The organism is Micromonospora sp. NPDC005206, assembly GCF_040608175.1.
Taxonomy (GTDB): domain Bacteria; phylum Actinomycetota; class Actinomycetes; order Mycobacteriales; family Micromonosporaceae; genus Micromonospora.
Window position 1 is genome coordinate 104,096 of sequence record NZ_JBEXHU010000001.1, and the last position, 24,347, is coordinate 128,442.

At 74.0% G+C, this 24,347-nt stretch carries 29 protein-coding genes and 1 riboswitch; of the genes, 17 read left to right on the forward strand and 12 right to left on the reverse strand.

The features are described from left to right. Positions 1–5 precede the first annotated feature (5 nt). The 4 genes from ABZU69_RS00480 to ABZU69_RS00495 form a co-directional block, all read right to left on the reverse strand. Positions 6–1,112, reverse strand: a complete 1,107-nt coding sequence (locus ABZU69_RS00480) for a nucleotide disphospho-sugar-binding domain-containing protein (RefSeq protein WP_354962261.1) — start codon at positions 1,110–1,112, stop codon at positions 6–8. A 9-nt stretch (positions 1,113–1,121) separates the two neighbouring features. Beyond that, positions 1,122–1,505 carry a hydroxyphenylacetyl-CoA thioesterase PaaI gene (gene paaI / locus ABZU69_RS00485; protein WP_354962581.1) on the reverse strand — a complete coding sequence of 128 codons (384 nt, stop codon included), beginning with the start codon at positions 1,503–1,505 and terminating at the stop codon, positions 1,122–1,124. 31 nt (positions 1,506–1,536) lie between these two features. After that, positions 1,537–2,844, reverse strand: a complete 1,308-nt coding sequence (gene paaK, locus ABZU69_RS00490) for a phenylacetate--CoA ligase PaaK (protein WP_354962263.1) — start codon at positions 2,842–2,844, stop codon at positions 1,537–1,539. Positions 2,845–2,934: 90 nt separating this feature from the next. Beyond that, positions 2,935–3,384, reverse strand: a complete 450-nt coding sequence (locus ABZU69_RS00495; RefSeq protein WP_354962265.1) for a MarR family transcriptional regulator — start codon at positions 3,382–3,384, stop codon at positions 2,935–2,937. A gap of 136 nt (positions 3,385–3,520) precedes the next feature. Between ABZU69_RS00495 and ABZU69_RS00500 the strand changes: the two genes are divergently transcribed. From ABZU69_RS00500 to crcB, 4 genes are all read left to right on the forward strand, one after another. Continuing rightward, a complete protein-coding gene (locus ABZU69_RS00500) occupies positions 3,521–4,741 on the forward strand; it encodes an MFS transporter (protein ID WP_354962266.1) in 1,221 nt (406 codons plus the stop codon). 152 nt (positions 4,742–4,893) lie between these two features. Continuing rightward, complete coding sequence (locus tag ABZU69_RS00505) at positions 4,894–5,652, forward strand: class I SAM-dependent methyltransferase (protein WP_354962267.1); 759 nt, start codon at positions 4,894–4,896, stop codon at positions 5,650–5,652. A 187-nt stretch (positions 5,653–5,839) separates the two neighbouring features. After that, positions 5,840–6,331 carry a CrcB family protein gene (locus ABZU69_RS00510; RefSeq protein WP_354962269.1) on the forward strand — a complete coding sequence of 164 codons (492 nt, stop codon included), beginning with the start codon at positions 5,840–5,842 and terminating at the stop codon, positions 6,329–6,331. After that, a complete protein-coding gene (gene crcB / locus ABZU69_RS00515; protein WP_354962270.1) occupies positions 6,328–6,690 on the forward strand; it encodes a fluoride efflux transporter CrcB in 363 nt (120 codons plus the stop codon). The genes ABZU69_RS00510 and crcB overlap by 4 nt, the downstream gene beginning before the upstream one ends. 94 nt (positions 6,691–6,784) lie before the next feature. On the opposite strand, the gene cobO is transcribed toward crcB, so the two are convergent. Next, positions 6,785–7,396, reverse strand: coding sequence for a cob(I)yrinic acid a,c-diamide adenosyltransferase (gene cobO / locus ABZU69_RS00520; protein WP_354962271.1), 612 nt, complete (start codon positions 7,394–7,396; stop codon positions 6,785–6,787). Between the two features lie 148 nt (positions 7,397–7,544). Further along, positions 7,545–7,674: riboswitch (cobalamin riboswitch) on the reverse strand. A 300-nt stretch (positions 7,675–7,974) separates the two neighbouring features. Then, positions 7,975–8,310: a hypothetical protein gene (locus tag ABZU69_RS00525; protein ID WP_074310459.1), complete on the reverse strand. Its 336-nt coding sequence runs from the start codon at positions 8,308–8,310 to the stop codon at positions 7,975–7,977. 126 nt (positions 8,311–8,436) lie between these two features. Here ABZU69_RS00525 and ABZU69_RS00530 point away from each other — a divergent pair, with 126 nt between their 5' ends. The 4 genes from ABZU69_RS00530 to ABZU69_RS00545 all read left to right on the forward strand — a co-directional run bounded on the left by ABZU69_RS00530 (position 8,437) and on the right by ABZU69_RS00545 (position 11,039). Further along, complete coding sequence (locus ABZU69_RS00530; RefSeq protein WP_354962272.1) at positions 8,437–9,012, forward strand: RNA polymerase sigma factor; 576 nt, start codon at positions 8,437–8,439, stop codon at positions 9,010–9,012. Continuing rightward, positions 9,005–9,724, forward strand: coding sequence for a hypothetical protein (locus ABZU69_RS00535; RefSeq protein ID WP_354962273.1), 720 nt, complete (start codon positions 9,005–9,007; stop codon positions 9,722–9,724). The genes ABZU69_RS00530 and ABZU69_RS00535 overlap by 8 nt, the downstream gene beginning before the upstream one ends. A 128-nt stretch (positions 9,725–9,852) precedes the next feature. Beyond that, positions 9,853–10,347, forward strand: coding sequence for a hypothetical protein (locus ABZU69_RS00540; protein WP_354962274.1), 495 nt, complete (start codon positions 9,853–9,855; stop codon positions 10,345–10,347). A 26-nt stretch (positions 10,348–10,373) separates the two neighbouring features. Further along, the gene (locus ABZU69_RS00545; RefSeq protein WP_354962275.1) at positions 10,374–11,039 is read left to right on the forward strand and encodes a hypothetical protein; all 666 of its coding nucleotides are present in this window, start codon (positions 10,374–10,376) and stop codon (positions 11,037–11,039) included. A gap of 44 nt (positions 11,040–11,083) precedes the next feature. Here ABZU69_RS00545 and ABZU69_RS00550 read toward each other — a convergent pair whose 3' ends face one another. Both ABZU69_RS00550 and ABZU69_RS00555 read right to left on the reverse strand, forming a co-directional pair. Further along, positions 11,084–11,980, reverse strand: a complete 897-nt coding sequence (locus ABZU69_RS00550; RefSeq protein WP_354962276.1) for an aldo/keto reductase — start codon at positions 11,978–11,980, stop codon at positions 11,084–11,086. Positions 11,981–12,053: 73 nt separating this feature from the next. Beyond that, the gene (locus ABZU69_RS00555) at positions 12,054–13,319 is read right to left on the reverse strand and encodes an MFS transporter (RefSeq protein WP_354962277.1); all 1,266 of its coding nucleotides are present in this window, start codon (positions 13,317–13,319) and stop codon (positions 12,054–12,056) included. A 161-nt stretch (positions 13,320–13,480) separates the two neighbouring features. Here ABZU69_RS00555 and ABZU69_RS00560 point away from each other — a divergent pair, with 161 nt between their 5' ends. Both ABZU69_RS00560 and ABZU69_RS00565 read left to right on the forward strand, forming a co-directional pair. Next, complete coding sequence (locus ABZU69_RS00560) at positions 13,481–14,470, forward strand: LacI family DNA-binding transcriptional regulator (RefSeq protein WP_354962278.1); 990 nt, start codon at positions 13,481–13,483, stop codon at positions 14,468–14,470. Between the two features lie 111 nt (positions 14,471–14,581). Then, positions 14,582–15,283, forward strand: coding sequence for a phospholipase (locus ABZU69_RS00565; RefSeq protein WP_354962279.1), 702 nt, complete (start codon positions 14,582–14,584; stop codon positions 15,281–15,283). Positions 15,284–15,304: 21 nt separating this feature from the next. On the opposite strand, the gene ABZU69_RS00570 is transcribed toward ABZU69_RS00565, so the two are convergent. After that, positions 15,305–16,426: an FUSC family protein gene (locus ABZU69_RS00570; protein WP_354962280.1), complete on the reverse strand. Its 1,122-nt coding sequence runs from the start codon at positions 16,424–16,426 to the stop codon at positions 15,305–15,307. An 89-nt stretch (positions 16,427–16,515) separates the two neighbouring features. Between ABZU69_RS00570 and ABZU69_RS00575 the strand changes: the two genes are divergently transcribed. Further along, complete coding sequence (locus ABZU69_RS00575) at positions 16,516–17,454, forward strand: AraC family transcriptional regulator (protein WP_354962281.1); 939 nt, start codon at positions 16,516–16,518, stop codon at positions 17,452–17,454. Positions 17,455–17,468: 14 nt separating this feature from the next. Here ABZU69_RS00575 and ABZU69_RS00580 read toward each other — a convergent pair whose 3' ends face one another. Further along, complete coding sequence (locus ABZU69_RS00580) at positions 17,469–18,098, reverse strand: TetR/AcrR family transcriptional regulator (RefSeq protein WP_354962282.1); 630 nt, start codon at positions 18,096–18,098, stop codon at positions 17,469–17,471. A 66-nt stretch (positions 18,099–18,164) separates the two neighbouring features. On the opposite strand from ABZU69_RS00580, the gene ABZU69_RS00585 reads away from it, so the two are divergent. After that, entirely contained in the window at positions 18,165–19,328 is a 1,164-nt protein-coding gene (locus tag ABZU69_RS00585) for an FAD-dependent monooxygenase (protein WP_354962283.1), read from the forward strand. Positions 19,329–19,347: 19 nt separating this feature from the next. Here the strand turns inward: ABZU69_RS00585 and ABZU69_RS00590 are convergent, their stop codons facing one another. Together ABZU69_RS00590 and ABZU69_RS00595 are read right to left on the reverse strand one after the other, a co-directional pair. Beyond that, a complete protein-coding gene (locus ABZU69_RS00590; RefSeq protein ID WP_354962284.1) occupies positions 19,348–19,770 on the reverse strand; it encodes an NUDIX domain-containing protein in 423 nt (140 codons plus the stop codon). Between the two features lie 66 nt (positions 19,771–19,836). Further along, positions 19,837–20,112, reverse strand: coding sequence for a hypothetical protein (locus ABZU69_RS00595; protein ID WP_354962285.1), 276 nt, complete (start codon positions 20,110–20,112; stop codon positions 19,837–19,839). A gap of 481 nt (positions 20,113–20,593) precedes the next feature. Between ABZU69_RS00595 and ABZU69_RS00600 the strand changes: the two genes are divergently transcribed. The 5 genes from ABZU69_RS00600 to ABZU69_RS00620 all read left to right on the forward strand — a co-directional run bounded on the left by ABZU69_RS00600 (position 20,594) and on the right by ABZU69_RS00620 (position 24,345). After that, complete coding sequence (locus ABZU69_RS00600; RefSeq protein ID WP_354962582.1) at positions 20,594–21,277, forward strand: DUF3153 domain-containing protein; 684 nt, start codon at positions 20,594–20,596, stop codon at positions 21,275–21,277. A gap of 146 nt (positions 21,278–21,423) precedes the next feature. After that, positions 21,424–21,768: a hypothetical protein gene (locus ABZU69_RS00605; RefSeq protein WP_354962286.1), complete on the forward strand. Its 345-nt coding sequence runs from the start codon at positions 21,424–21,426 to the stop codon at positions 21,766–21,768. An 11-nt stretch (positions 21,769–21,779) separates the two neighbouring features. Beyond that, positions 21,780–22,388 carry a glycine zipper family protein gene (locus ABZU69_RS00610; RefSeq protein ID WP_354962287.1) on the forward strand — a complete coding sequence of 203 codons (609 nt, stop codon included), beginning with the start codon at positions 21,780–21,782 and terminating at the stop codon, positions 22,386–22,388. Then, entirely contained in the window at positions 22,385–23,083 is a 699-nt protein-coding gene (locus ABZU69_RS00615) for a carboxypeptidase-like regulatory domain-containing protein (RefSeq protein ID WP_354962288.1), read from the forward strand. Before ABZU69_RS00610 ends, ABZU69_RS00615 begins: the two co-directional genes overlap by 4 nt. A gap of 23 nt (positions 23,084–23,106) precedes the next feature. Beyond that, entirely contained in the window at positions 23,107–24,345 is a 1,239-nt protein-coding gene (locus ABZU69_RS00620; RefSeq protein WP_354962289.1) for a phage tail sheath subtilisin-like domain-containing protein, read from the forward strand. The last annotated feature ends 2 nt before the right edge of the window (positions 24,346–24,347 follow it).

Below are 24,347 nucleotides of genomic sequence, written 5' to 3' on the forward strand. Positions count from 1 at the left end.
GGCCGTCAGACCAGCGCGGCCAGCCGGGCCACCAGTTCGGACGGCGGCGGCATCGCGGCGATCTCCCGGCCGACCTGCCCGGCCGCGGCCCGCAGGCCGTCGTCGGTGAGCAGCCGGGTCAGCGTCCGCGGGGTGATGTCGCGGGGGCGTAGTGCCAGGCCGGCGCCTCGACGGGCCACCAGCTCGGCATTGTGCCGCCGGTCCCCCGGACCGACGGTGGCCAGCTGCGGCAGGCCGGCGGCGAGAGCGCCGAACGCGCTGCCCGCCCCGCCGTGGTGGACCAGCGCCGCGCTCGCCGGCAGCGCCTCGTCGAGCGGGATCCAGTCGACCACCCGGACGTTGCCGGGCAGCGCACGGGTCGAGCGCGGGTCCGGCCGGACCAGCACGATTTCGGCGTCCACCCGGGCGGCGGCCGCGACCACGGCAGGCATCGGCCCCCGGTCGCCGGGGCCGGTGAGGGTGCTGCGGGTGACCAGGATCCGGGGCCGCTCACCCGGCTCCCGCAGCCAGGCCGGGAGCTCGCCGCCGCCGACGTAGGACGTGTACCGCATCGGCCAGCCGTCCTGCCTGGTCACGCTGGGCGGGGCGACGGCGAGGGCCGCGGCGGGCGGCGGCAGCTCGGTCAGGTCGTGCCGGCGCAGCGCGGCGCCGAGTCGGGCGGTGGTGGCGCGGACCAGGTCCCGTCCGTCGAAGAGGGCGTTCTCCTGCCGGACCGCCGGCACGCCCAGCCGGGCGGCGGCCACCGCGCCGGCCACCGCGAACGGCTCGTGCAGCACCAGATCCGGACGCCACCGGGTGGCCAGCGCGACGATCGGGTCGGTGAGCTGGTCGTTGAGCGCCCCGAAGAGCAGGCCGGCGCCCCGGGTGCCGGCCGTGCCGGCCAGCTCGGCGCGGGCGACGAGCGGGTGGCGCGGCAGCACGCGCAGCGCGATCCGGCCGAAGTCGAAGCCCGGCGCGATGTCGTGTACCGGCAGGCCGGCGTCGGCGGCGGCCAGGCCGCCGCCACCGGTCGCCAGCAGCACGTCGTGGCCGGCGTCGCGCAGCGCGACGGCGAGCGGCACCAGCGGGAAGACGTGGCCGACGAGCGGCGCGGAGACCACCAGGACACGCATGGGCGGATCCTATGTCGACGGTGGCGACGCCGGTGTCCGGCTGCGGCCCCGGAACTCGGCGACCACCTCGCCGTCGTCCCGGGTGACGGTGACGTCGTAGATGCCGCTGCGGCCGTAGCGGGTGCGCTCGGTGGCGCGGGCGGTGAGCAGATCACCGGCGCCCGCCGGCCGGACGAAGGTGATCTCACCGCCAGCCGCGACGGTCACCGGGCCCCGGCTGTTGCAGGCCAGCGCGAACGCGGTGTCGGCGAACAGGAAGACGAAGCCGCCGTGGGCGATCGCATGACCGTTGAGCATCCCCTCGGTCACCCGCATCCGGGCCACCGCCGCGCCGTCGCCGGCCTCGACCAGCTCGATGCCGAGACCGCGCGAGGCCACGTCGGCGGCGAACATGTCGTACGCCGGGTTGCGCTGTTCCGCCACGTCAGCCGGCCCGCCGCTGGTCGACGATTCGCCGCATCTTGCCCACCGAACGCTCCACCGCGTCCGGGGCGAGCACCTCGACCGCCACGCTCACCCCGATGGTGTTCTTCACCAGCTCCACCAGGGTCGCGCCGGCGCGCTCGGCGGCGTCCACGGCGACCTCGGCCCGCCGCTCCACCCGCACCGTCAGGGTGTCCAGCCGGCCCTGCCGGTCGAGTACGCACTGGAAGTGCGGCGACAGCTGCGGGGTCCGCAGGATCAGCTCCTCGATCTGGGTCGGGAAGAGGTTCACCCCGCGCACGATCATCATGTCGTCCGTCCGGCCGGTGATCTTCTCGATCCGGCGCATCGGGCGGGCGGTGCCGGGCAGCAGCCGGGTCAGGTCCCGGGTCCGGTAGCGGACGACCGGCATCGCCTCCTTGGTCAGCGAGGTGAGCACCAGCTCGCCCTGCTCGCCGTCGGGCAGCACCGCGCCGGTGAGCGGGTCGATGATCTCCGGATAGAAGTGGTCCTCCCAGAGGTGCAGCCCGTCCTTGGTCTCGACGCACTCGGTGGCCACACCCGGGCCCATCACCTCGGAGAGCCCGTAGATGTCGACCGCGTGGATGTCCAGCCGGTGCTCCATCTCCCGGCGCATGTCCTCGGTCCACGGTTCCGCGCCGAAGATGCCCACCCGCAGCGAGGTCGCCCGGGGGTCGAGGCCCTGGCGCTGCATCTCGTCCACGATGGCCAGCATGTAGCTGGGCGTGACCATGATGACCTCGGGTTCGAAGTCGCGGATCAGCATGACCTGGCGTTCGGTCATGCCGCCGGAGACCGGGATGACGGTGCAGCCCAGCTCCTCGGCCCCGTAGTGCGCGCCGAGCCCGCCGGTGAACAGCCCGTAGCCGTACGCAACGTGCACGCGGTCGCCCGGACGGCCGCCGGACGCGCGGATCGACCGGGCCATCAGCCGGGCCCAGGTCCGCAGGTCGTCGCGGGTGTAGCCGACCACAGTCGGCCGGCCGGTGGTGCCGGAGGAGGCGTGCAGCCGGGCGACCCGCTCGCGGGGCACGGCGAACATGCCGAACGGGTAGTTGTCCCGCAGCTCCGCCTTGCCCGTGAACGGGAAACGGGCCAGGTCGTCGAGGTCGCGGCAGTCGTCGGGATGCACCCCGGCCGCGTCGAACGCCCGACGGTAGTGCGGCACGTTGTCGTACGCGTGCCGCAACGACCAGCGCAGCCGCTCGCGTTGCAGGGCGCGCAGCTCGTCGATGCCGGCGCGCTCGATCGGCTCCAGCTCCTCGGGACGAGGGGTGCGATCCTGCATCGCCTGCCTCCTTCGTGCGACGGGCCCGGCCGGGCTCCGGGTACCGTACGCCCGGCCTGGTGGGCCGACCATCGCCGCCCCGGAGTGGAGTCAGCGGGCGGTGGGCAAGCGGTGCAGCGCGGCCACCAGCGGGGCCAGCTCCGGGGTGGCCTCCCCTTCGGCCAGTGCGGACGTCAGCACCTCGTCGTGGGTGGGTCTGGCGTGAGCGAGCAGCTCGGAGCCGGCCGGGGTCAGCTCGGTGTAGATGCCGCGCCGGTCGTCGGCGCAGAGGATCCGGGTGAGCAGGCCGCGCTGTTCCAGACGGGTGACCAGGCGGGTGGTCGCGCTGCTGGAGAGCGCGGCGGCGCGGGCGAGTTGGCTCATCCGCATGTGCCAGCCGTCCTGTCGGGAGAGCGCGTCGAGCACCGTGTACTCGACGACGGACAGGTCATGGGTGGCCTGCAACGCCCGCTCCAGGGACGTCTCGATCAGCCCGTGCAGGGCGGCGAGGGTGCGCCAGCCCTGCGCGCGGATCTCGACCGCGTCGTCGGCGATGCCCATGACGGCCTCCTGGGATGTGATCTGACCGGCCCCAGGCTACCACGCTTGCGCCTATATGAAGCGCGTGCAACTATCTCGTTGTTGGCGCGGGTAGTTGCACGCGCCGAATATCTGACCCCTCCCCGATGGGAAGACCATGCCCGTACGCCCCACGTCCATGCCGCCCGGCCTGATCGCGCTGGCCCTCGGCGCCTTCGGCATCGGGCTCACCGAATTCGTCATCATGGGTCTGCTGCCCGAGGTGGCCGCCGACTTCGCGGTCACCGAGCCGGTGGCCGGCTGGCTGATCTCCGGCTACGCCCTCAGCGTGGCCGTCGGCGGGGTGGCCCTCACCGCCGCGGTCACCCGACTGCCCCGCAAACCGGTCCTGCTCGGGCTGATGGTGCTCTTCATCATCGGCAACCTGCTCTCCGCGGTCGCCGGCGACTACGGCGTGATGATGGCCGGCCGGATCGTCGCCGCGCTCTGCCACGGCGCGTTCTTCGGCATCGGCGCCGTGGTGGCCGCCGGACTGGTCGCGCCGGCCCGCCGGGCCGGCGCCATCGCGCTGATGTTCGCCGGGCTGACCATCGCGAACGTGCTCGGCGTCCCCTTCGGCACCCTCCTCGGCCAGCACGTCGGCTGGCGTTCGACGTTCTGGGCGATCACCGGCATCGGGGTGGTCGCGCTGATCGGGCTGGCCCTGCTCATCCCCGGCCGCGGCACCGTCGACGCCCAACGCCCGGCCGGTGGGCTGCGCGGCGAACTGCGGGCCTTCACCCACCCGCAGGTCTGGCTCTCCCTGGTGATCACCGTGCTGGGCTTCGGCGGCATGTTCGGCGCGTTCACCTACATCGCCTACACGCTCACCGAGGTCAGCGGCTTCGCCACCAGCGCGGTGCCATGGCTGCTGGTCCTCTTCGGCGTAGGGCTCTTCGTCGGAAACCTCCTCGGCGGCCGGGCGGCGGACGTGTCGCTGTCGCGCACCCTGATCACCGTCCTGGCCGTACTCACCGTGGTGCTCGTCGGGTTCGCCCTGACCGCGTCGAGCCCGGTGCTGACCGTCGCCTCGCTGGTGCTGATGGGCGCGTTCGGCTTCGCGACCGTCCCGCCGCTGCAGATGCGGATCATGCGGTACGCGCACCAGGCGCCCACCCTCGCGTCGGGCGCGAACATCGCGGCGTTCAACCTCGGCAACGCGCTGGGCGCCTGGGTCGGCGGGGTGACCATCGCCGCCGGGCTCGGCTACACCGCACCGATCTGGGCCGGCGCCGCGCTCACCCTGGCCGGCCTCGGTGTCCTACTCGGGGCGCTCCGGCTGGCCCGCCGCAGCGGGGCGCCGACGGCCGACGCGGACCTGGCACCGACCGCGGCCTGACCCGCGGCGGCAGTCGCGCGAGAGGAGAGCCGGGCCGCGCGGATGACCGACCCGGCTCCCCTGTGATCATCGCTCTGCCATGTTCTCGCAATTGCAAGTTATGTGCAACAAGGTCTGGACAAGTGTCTCGTTCGGTAACTAGCCTGATCCATATGACTCCTTACATCACGGATCCGTCGGCGTGGCAGGAGAGCTGGGACCGCCAGCAGGAGGCGTACCTACCGGACCGGGAGCACCGGTTCGCCGCCATGCTCGACGCCGTCGACGCGGTCCGCGACGGCCGGCCGCCGCGCGTGCTCGACCTGGCCGGCGGCACCGGCACCATCTCGCTGCGGGCGTTGACGCGTTTCCCCACCGCCGAGGTGACCCTGCTGGACCTCGACCCGGCGCTGCTGGCCATCGCCCGCGCCTCGCTGAACGACCGGGCCACCGTCGTCACCGCCGACCTCGGCGCCCCCGAATGGCGATCCGCCCTGCCTCACGACGAGTACGACGCCGTGCTCACCGCCACCGCGTTGCACTGGCTGCCGGCCGAGCGGCTCGGCCGGCTCTACGGCGAGGTCCGCGATCTGCTGCGGCCGGGCGGGATCTTCGTCAACGCCGACCACATGCCCGACGACACCCTGCCGGAGCTGACCAAGCGGCTGCTCGACCGGGCGCGGGACCGGCGGGCCGCCCGGTACGCCGCCGGGTCCGTGCTGTCGTGGTCGGACTGGTGGGACCGGGCCGGCGCCGATCCGGTGCTCGCCCCGCTGGTCGCCGAGCGGCACGCCATCTACCCGACCGGGCACAGCCCCGAGTGGAACCCCCCGGCCTCCTGGCACCTGGCCGCGCTGACCGCGGCCGGCTTCAGCGAGGTCGGCACGGTGTGGCGCGGCGGCACGGACGCCGCGGTCGCCGGGGTGCGCTGACCCACCAGCCCCGCCGGCCGGCGTCTGCCGCGCCGGTCGGCCCGGCGCTCGGTGGGTGGACGATATGCTGACGCCGGAGCAGGAGCGCTCCCGGCGGTGGGGCCCGCCGTCCCGGGGACACCGGGAGAACCGCGACGCCGCTCGCCAACGGTCCCTGCCAGTGACACCGTGCTGGTGGGGAGGCATCATGTCCGGACCGCTCGACCCGCGTACCGACCCCGACGTCGACCTGCGCGTCCCCGTCGACCGTGGCGAGCTGAAGGCTCATCCCGCGGCGGTGCTCGCGGCGATCGCGGCGGGCGGGGTGCTCGGCGCGCTGGCCCGGGCCGGCCTGCAACACGCCCTCCCCCACGCGCGGACCGGTTTCCCGTGGGCGACCTTCGGCATCAACCTGACCGGCTGCCTGCTGATCGGCGTCCTGATGGCGGTGCTCGGGCACGTCGGCGGCGGTCGACCGCTGGTCCGCCCGTTCCTCGGGGTCGGGGTGCTCGGCGGGTTCACCACCTTCTCCACCTACGCCGTGGACGTGCAGCAGGCGGTGGTCGCGGGCGCCCCGGTCAGCGCGCTGGCGTACCTGGCCGCGACGGTGCTCGGCGCCCTGGTCGCGGTGTGGCTGGGTGACGCCGCCGCCGCTCGACTGCTCGACCGGGACCGCGACGACGGGCGGGCCGTCCGGTGACCGTGCTGCTCATCGTGCTCGGGGCGGCCGTCGGCGCGCCGCTGCGCTACCTCACCGACCGGGCCGTGCAGGCCCGGCACCACTCGGCGTTCCCGTGGGGGACGTTGACCGTCAACGTGTTCGGATCGCTGCTGCTCGGCGTACTCGTCGGGCTGCCGGCCGGCCCGGCGGTCAGCGCGCTGCTCGGCACCGGCTTCTGCGGCGCGCTGACCACCTACTCCACCTTCAGCTACGAGACGCTGCGGCTGACCAGGACCGGCAACCGGCTCCTCGCGCTGGCCAACGTGCTGGGCAGTGTGACCGCCGGGCTCGCCGCCGCGACCGTCGGCTACGTCCTCGCCCGGGCCCTGACCGGCTGACCCGTTCCCGGCCAGCGGAGACCGCTGCGGCCGTCCGGGCCGGCGCGGTCGTCGCCCATCGGGCGGGGCAGCGGCCACGACTCGGCGGCGGCGCTCACCACTCGATGCCCTTCTGGCCCTTCTGGCCGGCGTCCATCGGGTGCTTGACCTTGGTCAGCTCGGCCACCAGGTCGGCGGCGGCCACCAGGCGCGGGTCGGCGTCCCGGCCGGTGATGACCACGTGTTGGAAGCCGGGACGGTCGGCCAGGGTGGCCACCACCTCGTCGACGTCCACCCAGCCCCACGTCATCGGGTAGGTGAACTCGTCCAGCACATACAGCCCGTAGCGCTCGGCGGCCAGGTCGCGTTGGATCTGCCGCCAACCCTCCAGGGCGTCCGCGGCGTGATCGGCGTCGCCGCCACGCTGGATCCAGGACCAGCCCTCGCCCATCTTGTGCCACGCCACCGGCGCGCCGTGACCGGTGCGCTCGTGCACCTCGCCGAGGGCCCGGAAGGCGTTCTCCTCCCCCACCCGCCACTTGGCGCTCTTGACGAACTGGAACACCCCGACCGGCAGGCCGGCTGCCCACGCCCGCAGCGCCAGCCCGAAGGCGGCGGTGGACTTTCCCTTCATCTGTCCGGTGTGGACCATCAGCAGCGGCCGGTGACGTCGCTGCCGGGTGGTCAAACCGTCGGCGGGCACCGTGCTCGGCTTTCCCTGCGGCATCAGGCGGTACGACCGGGGCCGGGTGCGGCGGTGGGTGCGGCGGAGCGCCCGCCGAGCGGATCATGACGGTGTCCGTCAATGAAAGAGACGCCGTGCGTCATCGGGTCCTCCTCGGGTGTCCACGCCCTGGGGTACATCCCGACGGCCGAAGTATCCTGGCTTCCGAATCGACGCTCTCCCCCGGCCTTCCAACCGCAGACACGCGGCCGTGACTCACGAGGGGGGATCGCTCCCCGGTGACAGTGGCGGGACCGCGTCGGAATCACACCGACTTCCTTCACTGCCGTCAGGCCGCGAATGCTGCCACACCCGTCCGTCGCCGGTCAACGCCGACCCCGGCCTGGCCAGGCGAATGACTCTCATCGATATCTGGCGGTTGAGGCGTGCTCGGACGCCGCATCGGAACGCCCCGGGTCAATGCGACGCGTCCTTTGCTCTGCTTCAGCCAGCGCAACAGTGACGACGCCTTTTCGTTGCGCCCGGGTAAGCAGAGCAAAGGGTGCGCACACGTCCTCTGGCCTGCCCCGATCGCCCGGTGGGACGGCGGCTCACGGCCACCTCGACGGACGCGGCCACGCTCACCGGGCGTGGCGTTCCGGGTGGGCACGGCTCCAGGTGCGCATCCGTTCCGGGTAGCCGGTGCGGGCCGCCTCGTACAGCGGCACCGCGTGCTTGCGGGCGATGGCGCCCGCCGCACGCGGGGTGCCGGTACGGCGACGGATCCACTCGCCGTCGTGGGCGATCGCCACCACCGTGGTGTCGGTGGCGGTGGTCTCCGGCTCCAGGTAGAACTCCACCCCCCGCCGGCTGGCGATGAACGCCTCGAGCGCGGCGAGGTCGTCCCGGGTCGCCTCCCGGTCCAGCTTCGTGGGGGTCGCCTCGGCGCCCCGGGCCCGCCGACTGAACCAGCCCATGACCGACTCCTCTCCTCGACGCCCATCCAGTGCACCACCGTTTCCTGGCAATACGCTGCACGCCGGGTGAGAGTGGGCTGACCGAGCCGCGGCTGGAACCCGCAGCGCGTGAGCGGTGTCATGAAGGTGACCCAACCGGAGGTACCCCTGGACGACGACGTGCTCGTCACCCGCGCTCGGGCAGGTGACCTGGAGGCGTACGACCTCCTGGTCGCCCGGCACACCGCGTCCGCGTACCGGACGGCGGTGCTACTCGGCGCGGGCTCGGACTCCGAGGACGTCATCCAGGAGGCCTTCGTGAAGGGGTACCGAAAGCTCTCCCGCTACCGGGCGGAGTCGTCGTTCCGCTCGTGGCTGCTGGCGATCGTCGCCAACGAGACCCGCAACCTGCACCGGTCACGCACCCGCCGCGACGGCCTCGTCCTGCGGGCCGCGGCGGCGAACCCGGCTTCGGAGATCGCCGAGGACGACGCGGTCGGCGCGGTCCTCGCCGGGGAGCGCCGCGCCGTGCTGGTGGACGCTCTGCGCCAACTGCCGGTACGCGACCGTGAGGTGATCGTCTGCCGGTTCTTCCTCGATCTCAGCGAGGAGGAGACGGTGGCGACGTTGGGCTGGCCGCGGGGCACGGTGAAGTCGCGGACGTCCCGGGCATTGGCGAAGCTCCGCGGCTTGCTCGACCGCGAGGAGGTCCGGAGTGGATGACCTCGAGAGGGAGCTGCGTGGCCTCTCCACCTGGCTGGAGACACCCGACGCGCCCGACGTGACCACGCGCGTACGCGCTCGGCTCACCGAGCCCCCGTCCCGGCGGCGTCGGTGGCGCGCCTACGCGGCGGCGGCGCTCGTCGCCCTGCTCGTGGCGGTGCTGCCACCGGGACGGGCGGCCCTCGCCGACGCCGTCGCGGGGCTGCTGCGCTTCGCCGGAGTCACCGTTGTCACGTCGCCCGACCCGGTGCTGCCCACCGGCACCCCGTCGCCGTTGCCCGCGCAGCGAACCGCGGCCCTGGATGAGGCGCAACGGGCGGTGCGCTTCCCGATCCGCCTACCGGCGAAGCTCGGTCCGCCCGAGCGGGTGCTGGTCGCCGATCCCGACGACACGGGCGCCTACCGGGTGGCCACGCTGCTCTACCACGGGGGCGCGCTGCGCATCGACGCCTTCGATGGTCGGCTCGACCTGGCGTTCCACAAGCAAACCAGCCGGCCGGGAGCGGAGTGGGTCCAGGTCGACGGCGACTTCGCCGTCTGGGTCGGCGGCCCGCACGTCCTGGCCTACGTGGATCGCACCGGACAGGTCCGGATGGAGACCGCCCGGCTCGCCGCCTCGACCCTGATCTGGCAGGGGGCCGACGCGAGCTACCGGCTGGAGGGCGACCTCACGAGGGCCGAGGCGATCGAGATCGCCGAATCGCTGGACTAGGCGTACTCCCAGGAAAGCTCGGACGGGGAACTTGGCGGGCGCGTCCGGTGTCTTGATGGTGCGAGGACGTTCTGACTCATCGACAGGTATTCGGAAGGGGCGAGATGGGTGCATGGGGCAGGTTGCTGATGGGGTCGGTGCTCCTGCTGACGGCGTGCACGACGGCCGGCCGGTCGGCCACGCCGGTCGACGCGCCGACCAGCACGACCTCCGCGACCGCAGCGACGGGTTGCGGCCCGCGGATCGAGACGGGGTCCCTGCCCGACTGGGCGGACGCCGGGTTCAGCGGGGACGCCCGGGTCCCGCACGTCTTCGGCGCGAAGGGCGACATCGTGGCGGTGCTGTTCGCTCACCCGCTCGCTCAGGTCAGACAGGACGGGTCGAACAACAAGATCCTCTGGGTCTCCCGCCCTGCCTCGACATCGTCCGAGACGACGTCGCCGAAGGCCCTGGCGATCACCGCGACGCTGTACGGCACCGACACCAGGGTGACCCGCGAGGTCGCCGGCGGTCCGGGTCCGTCGATCATCGACATGCCGCACGCGGGTTGCTGGAAACTCGAACTCCGCTGGTCCGGGCACACCGACACGATGGATCTGGTCTACACCGACCGGCTGCCCTAGACACGTCGCCCCCTAGGCTGCGGGACGTGCCCAAGGACGTGCGGGAGGCGGCGGCCCGTAACAACGCCGAATGGTGCGACGTGGTCTGCGGCAGCCACGGGCTGGCCGGCCGGACCGACGCGGACGCCTGGTCGGTCCCCCGCCGCTCCCCAACCTGGTACCCGGACGCGGTCACGCTGCGCCCCGGCGTCGACGTCGATGCCCTGCTGGCCCGGATCGACGCCAGGCCCGGCGCCTCGGTGAAGGACAGCTTCGCCGACCTCGATCTGTCCCGGTACGGCTTCCGGGTGCTCTTCGACGCACAGTGGATCCACCGACCACCGCTGGATCCGCCCACCGGCGCTCCGCTGACCCCGGTCACCACGCCGACGGAACTCGCCGTCTGGGCGGCGGCGCACGGCGGCGGGTCGCTGTTCCGGCCGGCACTGCTGGCCGACCCCGGGGTACGGATACTGGCCCGGTACGACGACCGGGGCACGGTTCTGGGCGGCGCGGTGGTCAGCGGCGACAGCGCGTACGGGGTCTCCAACCTGTTCTCCCACACGGTGGACCCCCGCGAGATCTGGCACGGCGTCCTCGCCACCGTGCCCCGGGTACCACTGGTCGGCTACGAATCCGGCCCTGACCTGACCCCCGCCCTGACAGCGGGCTTCACCCAACAGGGCCCCCTCCGAGTCTGGCTCCGCGACTGACCCACCCCTCCCCCACCCCCCGGTGATCATGGAAGACGGCGGGGTCAGCCGAGCAGGGTCAGGTCTTCGGGGGTCAGGTGGAGGGCGGCGGCCGCCACGTTCGCCGTGAGGTGCGCCGGGTCGCCGGTGCCGGGAATGGCCAGCACGTGCGGCCCCTGGTGCAGGGTCCAGGCCAGGCGTACCTGGTGCGGGGTGACGCCGTGGGCCCGGGCGACGGCGTGCACGGCCTCGCCCTGCTCGGCGCTCGCGCCCGCCTCCCGGCCGGTGCCGGCCAACGCGAAGAACGGCACGTAGGCGATCCCCCGCTCGCCGCAGGACCTGACGAACTCGTCCTGTTCCCGGTAGGCGTCCACCCCGTAGTTGTTCTGCACGCAGACCACCGGCGCGATGTCCGCCACCTCCTCCAACTGCCCGGGCCGGACGTTGGAGAGCCCGAGGTGCCGGATCAGCCCGGCGGCGCGCAGCTCGGCCAGGGCGCCGAAACGCTCGGCCAGCGGCACCGGGCCCGGTCCCCGGCCGAGCCGCAGGTTCACCACGTCCAGGCGGTCGAGGCCGAGCCGGCGCAGGTTCTCCTCCACCTGGGCCCGCAACCGCGCCGGGGTGACCGCCTCGGTGAAGCCGCCCACCGGGTCGTACCCGAAGCCGACCTTGGTGGTGATCACCAGATCCTCGGGGTACGGGGCGAGCGCCGCCCGGATCAGCTCGGTCGCGTAGCGCGCCGGGCCGGTGCCAACCCCCAGGGTCCCGCCGGGCGAGACATAGAAGGCGGCGGTGTCGATGTGGTTGACGCCCAGCTCCACGGCGCGGCGCAGCAGCGCGATCGCTCGGCCGCGGTTCGGGTTCGCGGTGATCCGCATGGAGCCGAAGCCCATCCGGTGCACGGCGCGGTCGCCCAGGGTCCAGCTGCCCGCCGCGGCGGCGGTGATCAAGTCGGTTGGCATCGGGCGACCGTAGCCAGCCGGGGCGCGCGGCGCAGTCGGCCATGCGCCCGATACCGCTCGGCGGCGTTCCGGGTTAGATTTTCTGTGCTGGCGAGGTCGGTCCGGCGGCGCCCGGCGGGCGCAGCACCGGCACCAGCGCCAGGGTCGGCAGCAGCAGCAACGGCACCACCAGCAGCGCCTGCAGGATGCCGACCCGGTCGCCGAGCAGCCCCAGCAGCGGTGGCCCACCCAGGAACGCGGTGTAGCCGATCACCGCGACCACGCTCACCCGGACGGGCGCGTGCGCCTCCTCGTCGGCCGCCGCGCTCATCCCGACCGGGAAGCCCAGCGACGCGCCGAGCCCCCAGAGCGCGACGCCGACGATGGCGACCGGCCCCGAGCCGGCCAGCACGGCCAGGCCCGCGCCAAACGCGGCGAGCAGGACGGTGCTGGTGAGCACCGGCACGCGACCCCACCGGTCCAGCGCGACCGTGCCGGCGGTGCGACCGAGGGTCATGCCGACGACGAAGACGCCGAAGACCACCGCGCCGGCCGCCTCGCTCAGGTCCCGGCCGTCGACGAAGGCCACTGCCAGCCAGTCGTTGGCGCTGCCCTCGGTGAACGCCGCCACCAGCACGAAGAGCCCGATCAGCAGGGTGCGCGGCTCCCGCCAGGCGGCGAGCTGGGCGCGGCGGCGAGCGCGCGGGCTGGCGTCCGCCGTACCCTGCGCCTCGTCGACGACCGGCTGGGGCAGGAACGACCGGGCGCCGAGCACGGTGCCGGCCAGCACCACCACCGCCACACCGGCGAGATGCGCGCCGACGGGCAGGTCGAACCGGGCCGCCCCGGCCCCGAGTGCCGCGCCCGCCACCGATCCGAGGCTCCACGCCGCGTGGAAGCGGGGCATGACGGTACGCCCCAGGCGCCGCTCCACCGCCGCACCCTCGACGTTCATCGCCACGTCGCAGGCGCCGGAGCCGTAGCCGAACGCGGCCAGGCCCACCGCGACGACGACGACCGAACCGGCCACCGTGGCACCCAGCCCGGCGACGGTCAGGCCGACCGCGACCAGCACGGTGGCCAGCGTCACGGTGCGGGCCGCGCCGAGGCGCTGGGCGAGCAGGCCGGAGGTGGGCATGGCGAGCAGCGCGCCGATGCTCATCGCGAGCAGCAGCAGGCCGAGCCGGCCGGCGGAGAGGTCCAGCGCCTCGCGGACCGCCGGCACCCGGGAGAACCAGCTGCCGACCGCCAGCCCGTTGAGGGTGAAGACGACGGCCACGCCGTTGCGGGCGGTCCGCACGGCCCGGGAGGGCGCCGGGGCGGTGGCCGGGGGGACGGGCGGACTGGTGGCGGCGCTCACGGGGACGGTTCCTCTTTCTCGGGGTGATCTCCTGGCACGATCGCACACCTGAGAGCGCTTCCACCACAACCGGGGTGACCGCCCTTACCGCCGGTGGCCCAGCCGGGGCATGATGCCGGGCAGGCGTCCGTCCGCCGGACGGCTGGTCGGGGGAGGAAACCATGACGGCAGCCGCGCACCGGCCGGCCACGCTGGAGGACGTCGCGCGGGCCGCCGGGGTGTCCCGGTCCACGGCGTCGCGGGTGATCGCCGGGACCGGGTTCGCCTCGCCGTCCGCCCGGGAGCGGGTCGCCGCGGCCGCCGACCAGCTCGGCTACGTGCCCAACCCGGCCGCCCGGGCACTGGTCCGCGGCGGGGGCGTACGGCTGGTGGTGGCGGTCGCCGGGCGCAGCGCGGCGGTGCTGGACGACCCGTACGTGCACCGGGTGGTCGGCTCGGCGGCCCGGGTCTGCGCGCCGGCCGCCATCGGGGTGGCGCTGCACTGGCTGCCGCTGGGCGAGCCGAACAGCCTGGACCAGCTCGCCGGCGACGGCAGCGTGTGCGGGGTGGTGCTGGTGAACACCACCGAGGATCTGCTGGACGCCGTGCCCCGGTCGCTGCGCGGCCGGGTGGCCTCGATCGGCATCGGCTCGGCCACCGTCCCGTCGTTCGACGTCGACAACGCCGCCGGCGCCGAGGAGGTGCTGCGCCACCTGTACGCCGGCGGTCGCCGCCGGATCGCCATGGTGGCCGGCCCCCGGTGGCTGCCGTGCTCGCAGCGGCCGGTGCAGGCGTACCGCCGGCTGATGCGCCAGGCGGGGCTGCCGGAGCGGGTGCTGCCCGGTGACTTCACCGCGGCGCGCGGCCGGGCGGCGGCCGACGAGGCGTTGCGGCGCTGGCCGGACCTCGACGCCGTGTACGCGATCAGCGACGAGACCGCGTTCGGGGTGATCGCGGCGCTGCGCGAGGGTGGGGTGCGGGTGCCGGGCGACGTCGCGGTGGCCGGCTTCGACGACATCCCGCTGGCCGGGATGACCGCCCCCGCGCTGACGACCGCGAGCCACCCGGTGGGCCGGATCGCCACCGCCGCGGCCACGGCCGTGCTGGACCGTCGTCCGACCGCGCCGGTGACCCTCTTCCCGTCCGCCCTGGTGGCCCGCGACAGCGCCTGACCCGATCCAGGCCCTTCGCGCCGGCGGCACCTGACCCACTGCGGGCGGTTAACCGGTGGCGGGCCGGGTAACCGCGGCGCACACCCCGCCGACAGCGAGGAACGGTGACCCGTGTCCGAACTCAGGCCGCCGCGGCAGGAGCCGGCGGGCGTTTCCCGCCCCGGCCGGTTGACCGCCCGCGCCCACCCGCCGGTGGCGCCGGCGCCCGCCGGGCTGGTGCCGCTGAGCGCCCCCGGCGGTGGGCTGTTGGCGATGGTGTACGCCCCGGAGCCCGCCGCCGACGACGCCGCGTACCGGCTGGTGGTGCTGCTGCACGGGGCGGGCGGCTCCGCGCGGCAGGGGCTGGACCTGCTGCTGCCGGTCGCGGACGCGCACCACCTGCTGCTGGTCGCCCCGCAGGCGGCCGCCAGCAGCTGGGACCTGATAGCCGGGGGCTTCGGGGTGGACGTGCGGCGCATCGACGAGCTGCTGGCCAGCGTCTTCGACGGCTACCCGGTGCGCGACGTGACGTTCGGCGGGTTCTCCGACGGCGCCTCGTACGCGCTCTCGCTGGGCCTGACCAACGGCGACCTGGTCGACGCGGTGCTGGCCTTCTCCCCCGGTTTCGCCGCGCCGCCGGCCACGCACGGCCGGCCGCGGATCTTCGTCGCGCACGGGGTGGACGACCGCGTCCTGCCGATCGACATGTGCAGCCGCCGGCTCGTCCCGCACCTGCACGACCTGGGCTACGAGGTCACCTACGAGGAGTTCCCCGGCGGCCACGAACTGCCCACGTCGATCCGGCGGTCCGCCACCACCTGGCTGACCACCTGACCCCGACCGCTCGGGTGCGGGTCAGACCGGGGGAAGACCGAGGGCGTCGTCCACCCGGGTGAGGACGGCGACGTCGTCGTCGGGGTTGACGCCGCGCAACAGGTCGATGGCCGTGGCCCGGACCTGGCCGATGATCATGGCGAGTGGGAGGGTCTGGGTCGGACCGAAGAGCTGTCCGACGGTGCGCACCGCGGCCAGCGCCGACTCGTCCGCCCGGCTGGCGTGCCGGTCGGCTGCCTCGTCCCGCCCGTCCAGGTCGGCGGCGAGGGCCGCTCCGGCCTCCCGGACCGCCTCGGCCAGCGCACGTAGCGCCACGCCCAGCTCGGGCGGCGCCGGGGACTGCAGCCGGCTGAGCGTCACCCCGGCGCGGGCCAGCACGCGGACGTTGCGTACCGCGTAGTCAATCTGCCGGATCGACTCGTCCACCGACCGCAGCCGGCCGATGTGCCGGCGCCGGCGCACGTTGAGCCGCAGCGCCTCGCCGGCCGCGAGCACCCCGTCGCGCAACCCGTCGACCCGGGCGTCCATGCCCCGCGCCCGGACCAGCGCGGCGACCGCGCCGGGCTCGTCGCGACGATCCAGCGCGTCGGCGATCCCGTCCAGCAGCCCGGCCAGTTCGTCGAAGGTCCGCCGCACCTCGGCGACCAGCGGGGCCAGCGGGTGCCGGGCGTCGACCAGCAGGCTGACGGCGAGCGCGACCGCGCCGCCGATCAGCGCGTCGACGAAGCGGAACGGCACCAGCGACCCGTCCGGCGGTGCGACCACCACCAGGTAGAGCGCCGAGACCGCGGCCTGCACCAACGTCACACCGGTGGCGCCGAGGGCCGCCGAGAGCAGGATGGTGAGCAGGATGACGGTGAACACCGTCCAGGTGGTGCCCGGGCCCAGCGCCTGCACCACCAGATCCGCGACCAGCACCCCGGCGGCGACACCGAGGACGACCTCGACGGCCCGCCGGATCCGTTGTCCCCGGGCCTGGCCGAGGACGATGAGCGCCGCCGCCGGAGCGAAGAATGGCTGCGGGTGCCCGACCAGCCGGGTGGCGAGCAGCCAGGCCACGGTCGCCGCGACGGTCGTCTCCAGCACCGGCCGCCAGTCCCGCCGCAGCCGGTCCCCGGCGACCCGCAGCCCCCCGAACCGCACCTTCGCCCACCTCCCGCACCCGGTCACCGGCACCGCGCCGGCGTCTGGCGGCCGCCGGAGCGCCCCTCGCGATCGTCTACCATCGCGCCATGGACCCCCTCACCGGGCTGCTCGACGGTCCCCGGGCCCGGGGCGCCTTCCTACTCCGCTCGGTGCTCGACCCGCCGTACGCGCTACGGATCGAGGACCGGGCGCCGCTCACCGTCGTGGCGCTGGTCAGCGGCACCGCCTGGCTCGTACCCGACGACGCCGCCGCGGCGGCGCTGCGCCCCGGCGACGTGGCGGTGCTGCGCGGGCCGGACGGTTACCTCGTCGCCGACGACCCGGCCACCCCACCGCAGGTGGTGATCCACCCCGGTCAGCGCTGCACCACCCTGCGCGGCGAGCCGCTGACCGAGTCGATGGCGCTGGGCGTACGCACCTGGGGCACCGGCCCACGCGGATCGACGGTGCTGCTGACCGGCACGTACCAGTTGCCCGGCGAGGTGAGCCGACGGCTGCTCAGCGCGCTGCCACCGCTGCTGGTGGTCCCCGCCGACGAGTGGCGCAGTCCGCTGGTCCCGCTGCTGGCGCAGGAGGTGACCCGGGACGCCCCCGGCCAGGCGGCGGTGCTGGACCGGCTGCTGGACCTGCTGCTGATCGGCGCGTTGCGTACCTGGTTCGGCCGCGGCGACGCGGCGCCCGGCTGGTACCGGGCGGCCGGCGACCCGGTGGTCGGCCCGGCCATGCGGCTGCTGGAGAACGACGCCGCCCGAGGGTGGACGGTCGCCGCGCTCGCCGCCGAGGTGGGCGTCTCCCGGGCGGTGCTGGCCCGCCGGTTCACCGAGCTGGTCGGTGAGCCGCCGATGGCGTACCTGACCGGGTGGCGGCTGACGCTCGCCGCGGATCTGCTGCGCGAGCCCGACGCCACGCTGGGCGCGGTGGCCCGGCGGGTCGGCTACGCCACCCCGTACGCCCTGAGCACCGCGTTTCGTCGGGTCCGCGGGATCAGCCCGAGCCAGCACCGGATCGGCGCCACCGCCGGCTGATCGCGCCAGCGGGGTCAGCTGCCGGTCAGGGCGTGCAGCAGGGTGCGAACGGCGGCGGTCAGGTCGGCCCGGCTGGCCGGGCTGCCGGGCGCCGGGGCGGTGAGCGCGCCGGCGCCGACCAGCCGGTCGAAGAGCAGCCCGTCCACGAACGCGACGAACTGGTCGCCCTGCCGCTGGGGGTCGGGGGCGCCGGCCCGGGTCAGCAGGTCGCGGGCCTGGACCCGCAGGCCGGTGCCGTGGTGCAGGATGCCGCGCAGCTCGGGGCGGTGCACCGCCTCCAGCAGGCAGGCGTAGCGGGCCAGGGTCCGGCTGCGTCCGGTGCTCAGCCAGCGGTCGAGCACCTCGGCGACGCCGGCGGCGAGCCGGTCGAGGTCGTCACCGTCGAGCCGGGGGCCCGGCGTCGGGGGTGGCGGGCCGGTCGGCAGGTCGTACACCTCCAGGTCGGCCCGGTCCCGTTCGGCGAGCCGTCCCACCACCGCCTCGATCAGCGCCTGCCGGGTCCGCAGGTACGCGGACGTGGTGCCGGGCGGCATGTCGGCGCGACCGTCCACCGCCCGGTGCGTCAGCGCTCGCATGCCGCCGTCGGCGATCAGCTCGATGGCCGCGTCGGCCAGCAGCGCGATCCGGTTCGTCCGGGCCGTCACGCACCTCCCCCTTCCGGTGGTCCGCAGGTAGTATCACTCTTCTACAACTGTAGAAAGGTGGTCGACATGGACGACCCGCACGCGGTGGTGGTCGGCGCCGGGATCGGCGGGCTCAGCGCGGCGCTCGCCCTGCACCGGCACGGATGGCGGGTCACCGTCCTCGAGCGCGCCGCCGAGCTGCGCGAGGTCGGCGCCGGGCTGACCCTGATGGCGAACGCGCTGCGCGCGCTGGACGCACTCGGCCTCGGCCCGGCCCTGCGCCGTGGCGAGCACGCCGAGGCGCCCGGCGGCATCCGCGACCGGCACGGCCGGTGGCTGTCCCGGGTGGACGCGGCGGAGATGACCCGCCAGCTGGGCACCACGGCGCTCGGCGTACACCGGGCCACCCTGCACCGCATCCTGCGCGAGGCGCTGCCGGCCTCGTCGCTGTTGACCCGGGCGGAGGTGGAGCACGTCGAGCCCGGCCCGGACCGCGCCGAGGTGCGCTACCAAGGGCCCGCCGGCCTGCAGACGCTCGCCGCCGACCTGGTGGTCGGCGCCGACGGCCTGCGCAGCCGGCTGCGCGCTCAGCTCTGGCCGCAACACCCCGCCCCGGTGTACGCGGGCTCGACGGCCTGGCGGGCCGCCATCGCGTTCCCCGACCCCGTCCCGGCGGCGATCAGTTGGGGCCCGGCGGCCGAGTTCGGGATGGTGCCGCTCGGCGCCGGCCAGGTCTACTGGTACGCCGCGCTCACCGCCCCGCCCGGCGGCCACGCCCCGGACGAGTTGGCGGTCGTCCGGGAACGCTTCGGCGACTGGCACGCGCCCATCCCAGCGCTGCTGGCGGCCACCCCACCCGGGGCCGTGCTGCGCAACGACATCCACCACCTGGCCACACCGCTGCCCTCCTACGTGCGGGGGCGGGTGGCGCTGCTCGGCGACGCCGCCCACCCGATGACGCCCAACCTCGGGCAGGGCGCCGGCCAGGCGATCGAGGACGCGGTCGTGCTCGGTGCGGTCTGCGCCGGCGGCGCCGAGGGGCTGCCGGCCGCCCTGGCGGCGTACGACCGGCAGCGTCGTCCCCGTAGCCAGGCCATCGCCCGGGCCGCCTTCCGCGCCGGCCGGTACGGCCAGCAGCTCCGCAACCCCCTCGCCGTGGCGGTGCGGGACGCCGCGTTGCGGCTCACCCCGGCCCGGGCGGCACTTCGGGGCATGGCCCGGTACGCCGACTGGCGGCCTCCAGGGGGCTGAACCGGTCCCGGCGGTCGTTTCAGCCGGCGGTGGCCGCGCCCGCGTACTTGGGTGAGGCGAGGAACCGGGTCAGCACCTCGACGGTGCCCGGTGTGTAGGGACGGCCGTCGAGCACCTCGTCGCGGGGCACGAAGACCATCGCTGCCCCCTCGCCGAGCACCACGTCCTCCTGCCGGGCCCGGGTGCCGCCGATGAAGTAGTGCTTGACCCGCTCCAGCTCCGGCAGCGGCTGCACCGCGAACGGGCGCAGCGGCCCGTCTGCGCGCAGGCCGGTCTCCTCCCACAGCTCCCGCTCGGCGGTCTGCTCCGGCGTCTCCCCCGCCTCGCCATGCCCGCCGGGCAACCCCCACACGTTGGGGTGGTAGCGGGCGTTGCCGTCGCGCAGTTGCAGCAACAGTTGCCCGTCGGGATCCACCAGCAGCACGCACGCGACCACCGTCATCCAGTCAGCGTAGACCCGGGCCGGTGGCCCTGTCGGGTAGGCGCTCGCGCGGTGGAAGGTGTCCGATCATCGACGGCCTTCGCGACCGGTTGTAGCGCCGGGACGAGTCCCGTAGGCCCGCTCCCCCACCGCCACCAGCCGCGCGGGTGGCGGCATCGCCGAGCATTCCGCGCAGGCCGAGGCGTACGCGGTCGCGGCGTCCACGCCGAGCCGCCCGGCGAAGGCGTACTCGTCGGCCAGGGTGATGTCGAAGATGGCCGGGTCGTCGGTGGGCGAGCACGTCCGCCCAGCCGGCCAGCCCGAGCCGCTCCTCGGCGTCCACGATGGGCTCCAGGTGGACATGCAGCTCGATCTTCGGGGTGTGGAGCTGGGCTGGCGTCATCGTGGTGCTCCCGGGTCCGGTCGACGGGGCACCCAGCCTGTCGCACCCCGGCCCCGGCCGGCCTCCCCCACAGAGGGATCTCCGGCGTGAAAACCGCGATGGGCCCAAAACTCCAGGGTAATCATTTCTGCCGCCGCCGGCCTCGGCCGAACATGACAGCACGCCGGTAATATCGGCGACTGCGTTGTGACTGATCGCTGACTGCTCATGGTGAACGCGATCACACACACTGAGCGCATGAACAGGAGAGTCAACCGCGGTAAGGCACTCCGCGTCGCGGTGTGTCTCCTCCTTCTCGCCGTTCTGAGCGGCTGCATTCAGGACGGTCGAGGGCGCAGTGACCTCGTCCGGCACGCACCGCCAACGCCCGATATCGTTCTACCAGTATTTCCGGGACTAGAACGACCCGTGTTCACCCGATTCTGGGCCGCTCAACTCAACATGGGGCTCACCGTCAACACCGACGACACAGTCGACGGGCAGCTGCTGCTGACTGCTCACAGGTCCCGGCTGGTCGCCTGGAACAAGACCATGCCGGCGGCCATCGCCGAGTTGCGCCAGAACATCCCCGCGCTGCCGCCCGGCGAGGAGTCCGGCTACGAGGACAGCAATCTCTTCGGCACCCAGATCAGTTACCGCAAGGCGCCGCTGGCGACCTTCGACAGCGAGAGCGTCAAACTGGTCCGGGACGGCGATTTCTACCGATTCACGTTGCCGCTCGACCCGAAGAAGTACGGCGGAAAAATGGCCGAGCAGAATCCGCAACAGCAACAGGCTTTCCTCAAGTTGATGTCGTTCGAGATCTCGGTGACATTTCCCGGCCGGGTGATCGATTCCAACGGCACCGTCAACGGCCGGTCGGTCAGCTGGAAGGTGGACTCCAACCAGGACAAGCCGACCGAGCTGCGGGCCGTCGCCGAGGCGCCGCCCCGACCGTCGGCCTCGCCGGTCGCCGCCGCCGACGGAGGCGGGTTCCCCTGGCTGCTGATCGTCGGCGGGTTGCTCCTCCTGCTGCTGCTCGCCGCGGTGGGCGTGTTCCTGCTGCGTCGCCGCCGCCCGGCGGCGCCGGCCGCACCCGGCCCGACCTCGCCGGGCCCGCCCGCCGGCGCGCCCGGGCCCGGCTGATCCATCCGGTGGCCGGCCCCGCCGGCCACGCCCGGCACCGGCCGCCCCGCCACGACGGCGACCGGCCCCGGTGCTCCCACCACGGGAGCACCGGACCTCACCACCACCACATCCCGGTCGCACCATCGCAGAAAAGGGGGATCGCCATGAACGATCTCTTCACCTGGGCCGCACTGGGCAGCCTCGCCGGCGCGAGCGCCGCCACCCTGCTGGCCACCAACGTCATCGGCGGGCTGATCGGCCCCAGCGGCGACAAGCTCCGCAAGTGGATCGCCATCGGCATCGCGCTCCTGCTGTCCTACGTGACCGCGGCGTTCGCCGACGACGCCGGCGGCGAGAAGTGGATCATCGCGTTCTTCAACGCGCTGGTCATCTTCTCCGCCGCGCTCGGCGTCAACCAGATTCCGCCCGGCAACCGGCAGGCGACCCAGGCGTCGCCGACCCAGCTCGCGCAAGGTCGTGAGCCCCGCATCCTCCGCTCCTGGGTCTGAGGAGTGACATCATGATCTTCGGAATCATCAGCGCGGCCGTCCAGGTCGGCTTCGGCGCCCTGTTCGGCCTCCTCGTCGGCGGCCCGATCGGCCTGCTGATCGGCGCCGTCGTGGGCCTGCTGGTCGGCGCGGCCTTCGGCTGGGCGGTGGCCTCCGCCGGGGTGTACGCGGCGGACGCCCGCGGCGTCTTCCTCTTCGTCGTCGACCACACCTGGAGCCTGCTGAACACGGTCGTCGGGGCCATCTACCTGGCCGTGCACCTGCTCTTCGGGCACTCGCTGGACCGGCCCACCTCGCAGGGCAGCGGCCGGGTCAGCGTGGTGGAGGGGGTCTCGCCCCGCTACGCCACCACCATCGGCACCGTCTGCGCCGGCTCCAGCTCCGGCATCCAGCGGCACGAGGACGTGCACATCTTCCAGGGTCGCCTGCTCGGCCCGCTCTACATCCCGCTGGTCCTGGCGAACTACGTGCTGTTCACCATCGCACCGGTGTGGCTGCTCTACCACGACCACACCAACGCGCCGATCAACCGGTTCACCCGGTACTTCGAGATCGGCGTCTACCCGCACGTGTGGAACGAGGCCATCGCGTACCGGATCCAGGGGACGCCGCCGCGATGAGCACCGACGGGCGCGGACCGATCGAGACGGCGACCGCCGAGTTGGCCGCCTGGCTGACCAACGCGGCCGGGGAAGCCGTCCCGATCGGCCCGCCCCGTACCGACGGCGACGCCGCCGGGCTCACCCTCTGGCCGATGGAGCTGCGCCCGGCGCGGCAGACCCGCTCCAGCGGCGCGGTCCGCGAGCCGTACCGGTTCACGGTCCGCTACCTGCTCTGCGTGACCGGTCCGGCCGGGCTGGACCGGCTCGACCGGGTGCTCACCGCCGCGACCCGCGACGGTCGCTACCCGGTGGTGCTGGAGGCCGGTGCGGCGCCGCTGTGGACCGCGTTCGGCACCGCGCCACGCCCCGGGCTGCTGATCGACGTGCCGACGCAGGTGGATCACCCGACCCCGGCCGCGCCGCCGGTGCTGCACCCACTGCGGCTGAGACAACTGGAGTCCCGCACGCTCACCGGCCGGGTCGTCGGCCCCGAGGAGCAACCCCTCGCGGAGATGCGGGTCGAGCTGCCCGGCACGTCGTCCGTCACCCGCACCGATCCCGACGGCCGGTTCCTGATCGTCGGCGTACCGCACGACCCCGAGCACCCGGGCCCGGTCCGGCTCCGGCTGACCGGGCGCGGGCTCGTGCTCACCGCCGAGGTCGACCCCGCCGAACCCGACATCGTCATCGTCTGCGCGCCACCGACCCGCTGACGCCCACCCGCACAGGAGGACCGATGCCCAGCTACTTCTCCCCCGGCATCTACGTCGAGGAGGTCCCCAGTGGCGCCCGACCGATCGGACCGGCGAGCACCAGCATCGCCGCCTTCGTCGGCATCGCCCCGGACCGCTCCGCCCAACTGGGCAAGGCGGTGCCGGTCAACAACTGGACCGAGTTCCTGCGGCTCTTCGCCGGCGGGGAGCAGGCGGAGAGCACCGCGCTGGCCCGGGCGGTCTTCGGCTTCCTGGACAACGGCGGCGCCCGCTGCTGGGTGGTCAACGTCGGCGAGGGCGGCGCGATCACCGGCACCGGGCAGCGGCGCGGCGGCCTGCAACTGCTGGAGGCGATCGACGAGATCTCGATCATCGCCGCCCCCGGCTTCAACGACGTCGTGGCGCACGAGGCGCTGCTGAGCATGGCCGAGCGGACCCGCACCATGGTGGCGATCTGCGACCCGGCGCCGGACATCGACGACATCTCCGCGTTGACCCGCGTCGCCACGCCGTCCTCCGGCAAGCCCCCCAAGCCTGCCGACGGCGCGGGCAGCGGCTCGGGTGGTCCTGGTGGCTCGGGCGGGCACGAGGGTGCGGCGTACCGGCCCCGGCAGTCGGAGTTCGGCGCCTTCTACTACCCGTGGCTGCGCGTACGCGACCCGATCAGCGGAGAGCTGGAGCTGACCCCGCCGAGCGGTCACCTGGCCGGCATCTGGGCCCGCACCGACGCGCTGCGCGGCGTGCACAAGGCGCCGGCCAACGAACCGGTACGCGGCGCCGTCGACCTGGGCTACCTGGTCACCCGACCGGAGCACGACGTGCTCAACCCCAAGGGCGTCAACGTGATCCGCTACTTCGCCGGTGAGGGCATCCGGGTCTGGGGCGCCCGTACGCTCGCCGCCGAGGCCAGCGAATGGCGCTACCTCAACGTGCGCCGGCTCAGCATCGCCATCGAGCAGGCCATCGCCAACGGCACCCGGTGGATGGTCTTCGAGCCCAACGACTTCACCCTCTGGCGCTCGATCCGGCGCGACATCGGGGCGTTCCTGACCCGGGTGTGGCGCGACGGCGCGCTGCTCGGACGCAGCCCCGAGGAGGCGTTCTTCGTCAAGTGCGACGAGGAGACCAACCCGCCGGACGTCCGCGACGCGGGCATGGTGATCGCCCACATCGGCATCGCCGTCGTCAAGCCCGCCGAATTCGTGGTGTTCAAGCTGAGCCAGTGGGCCGGCGGCACCGAGACCGAGATGATCGGAGGCTGACG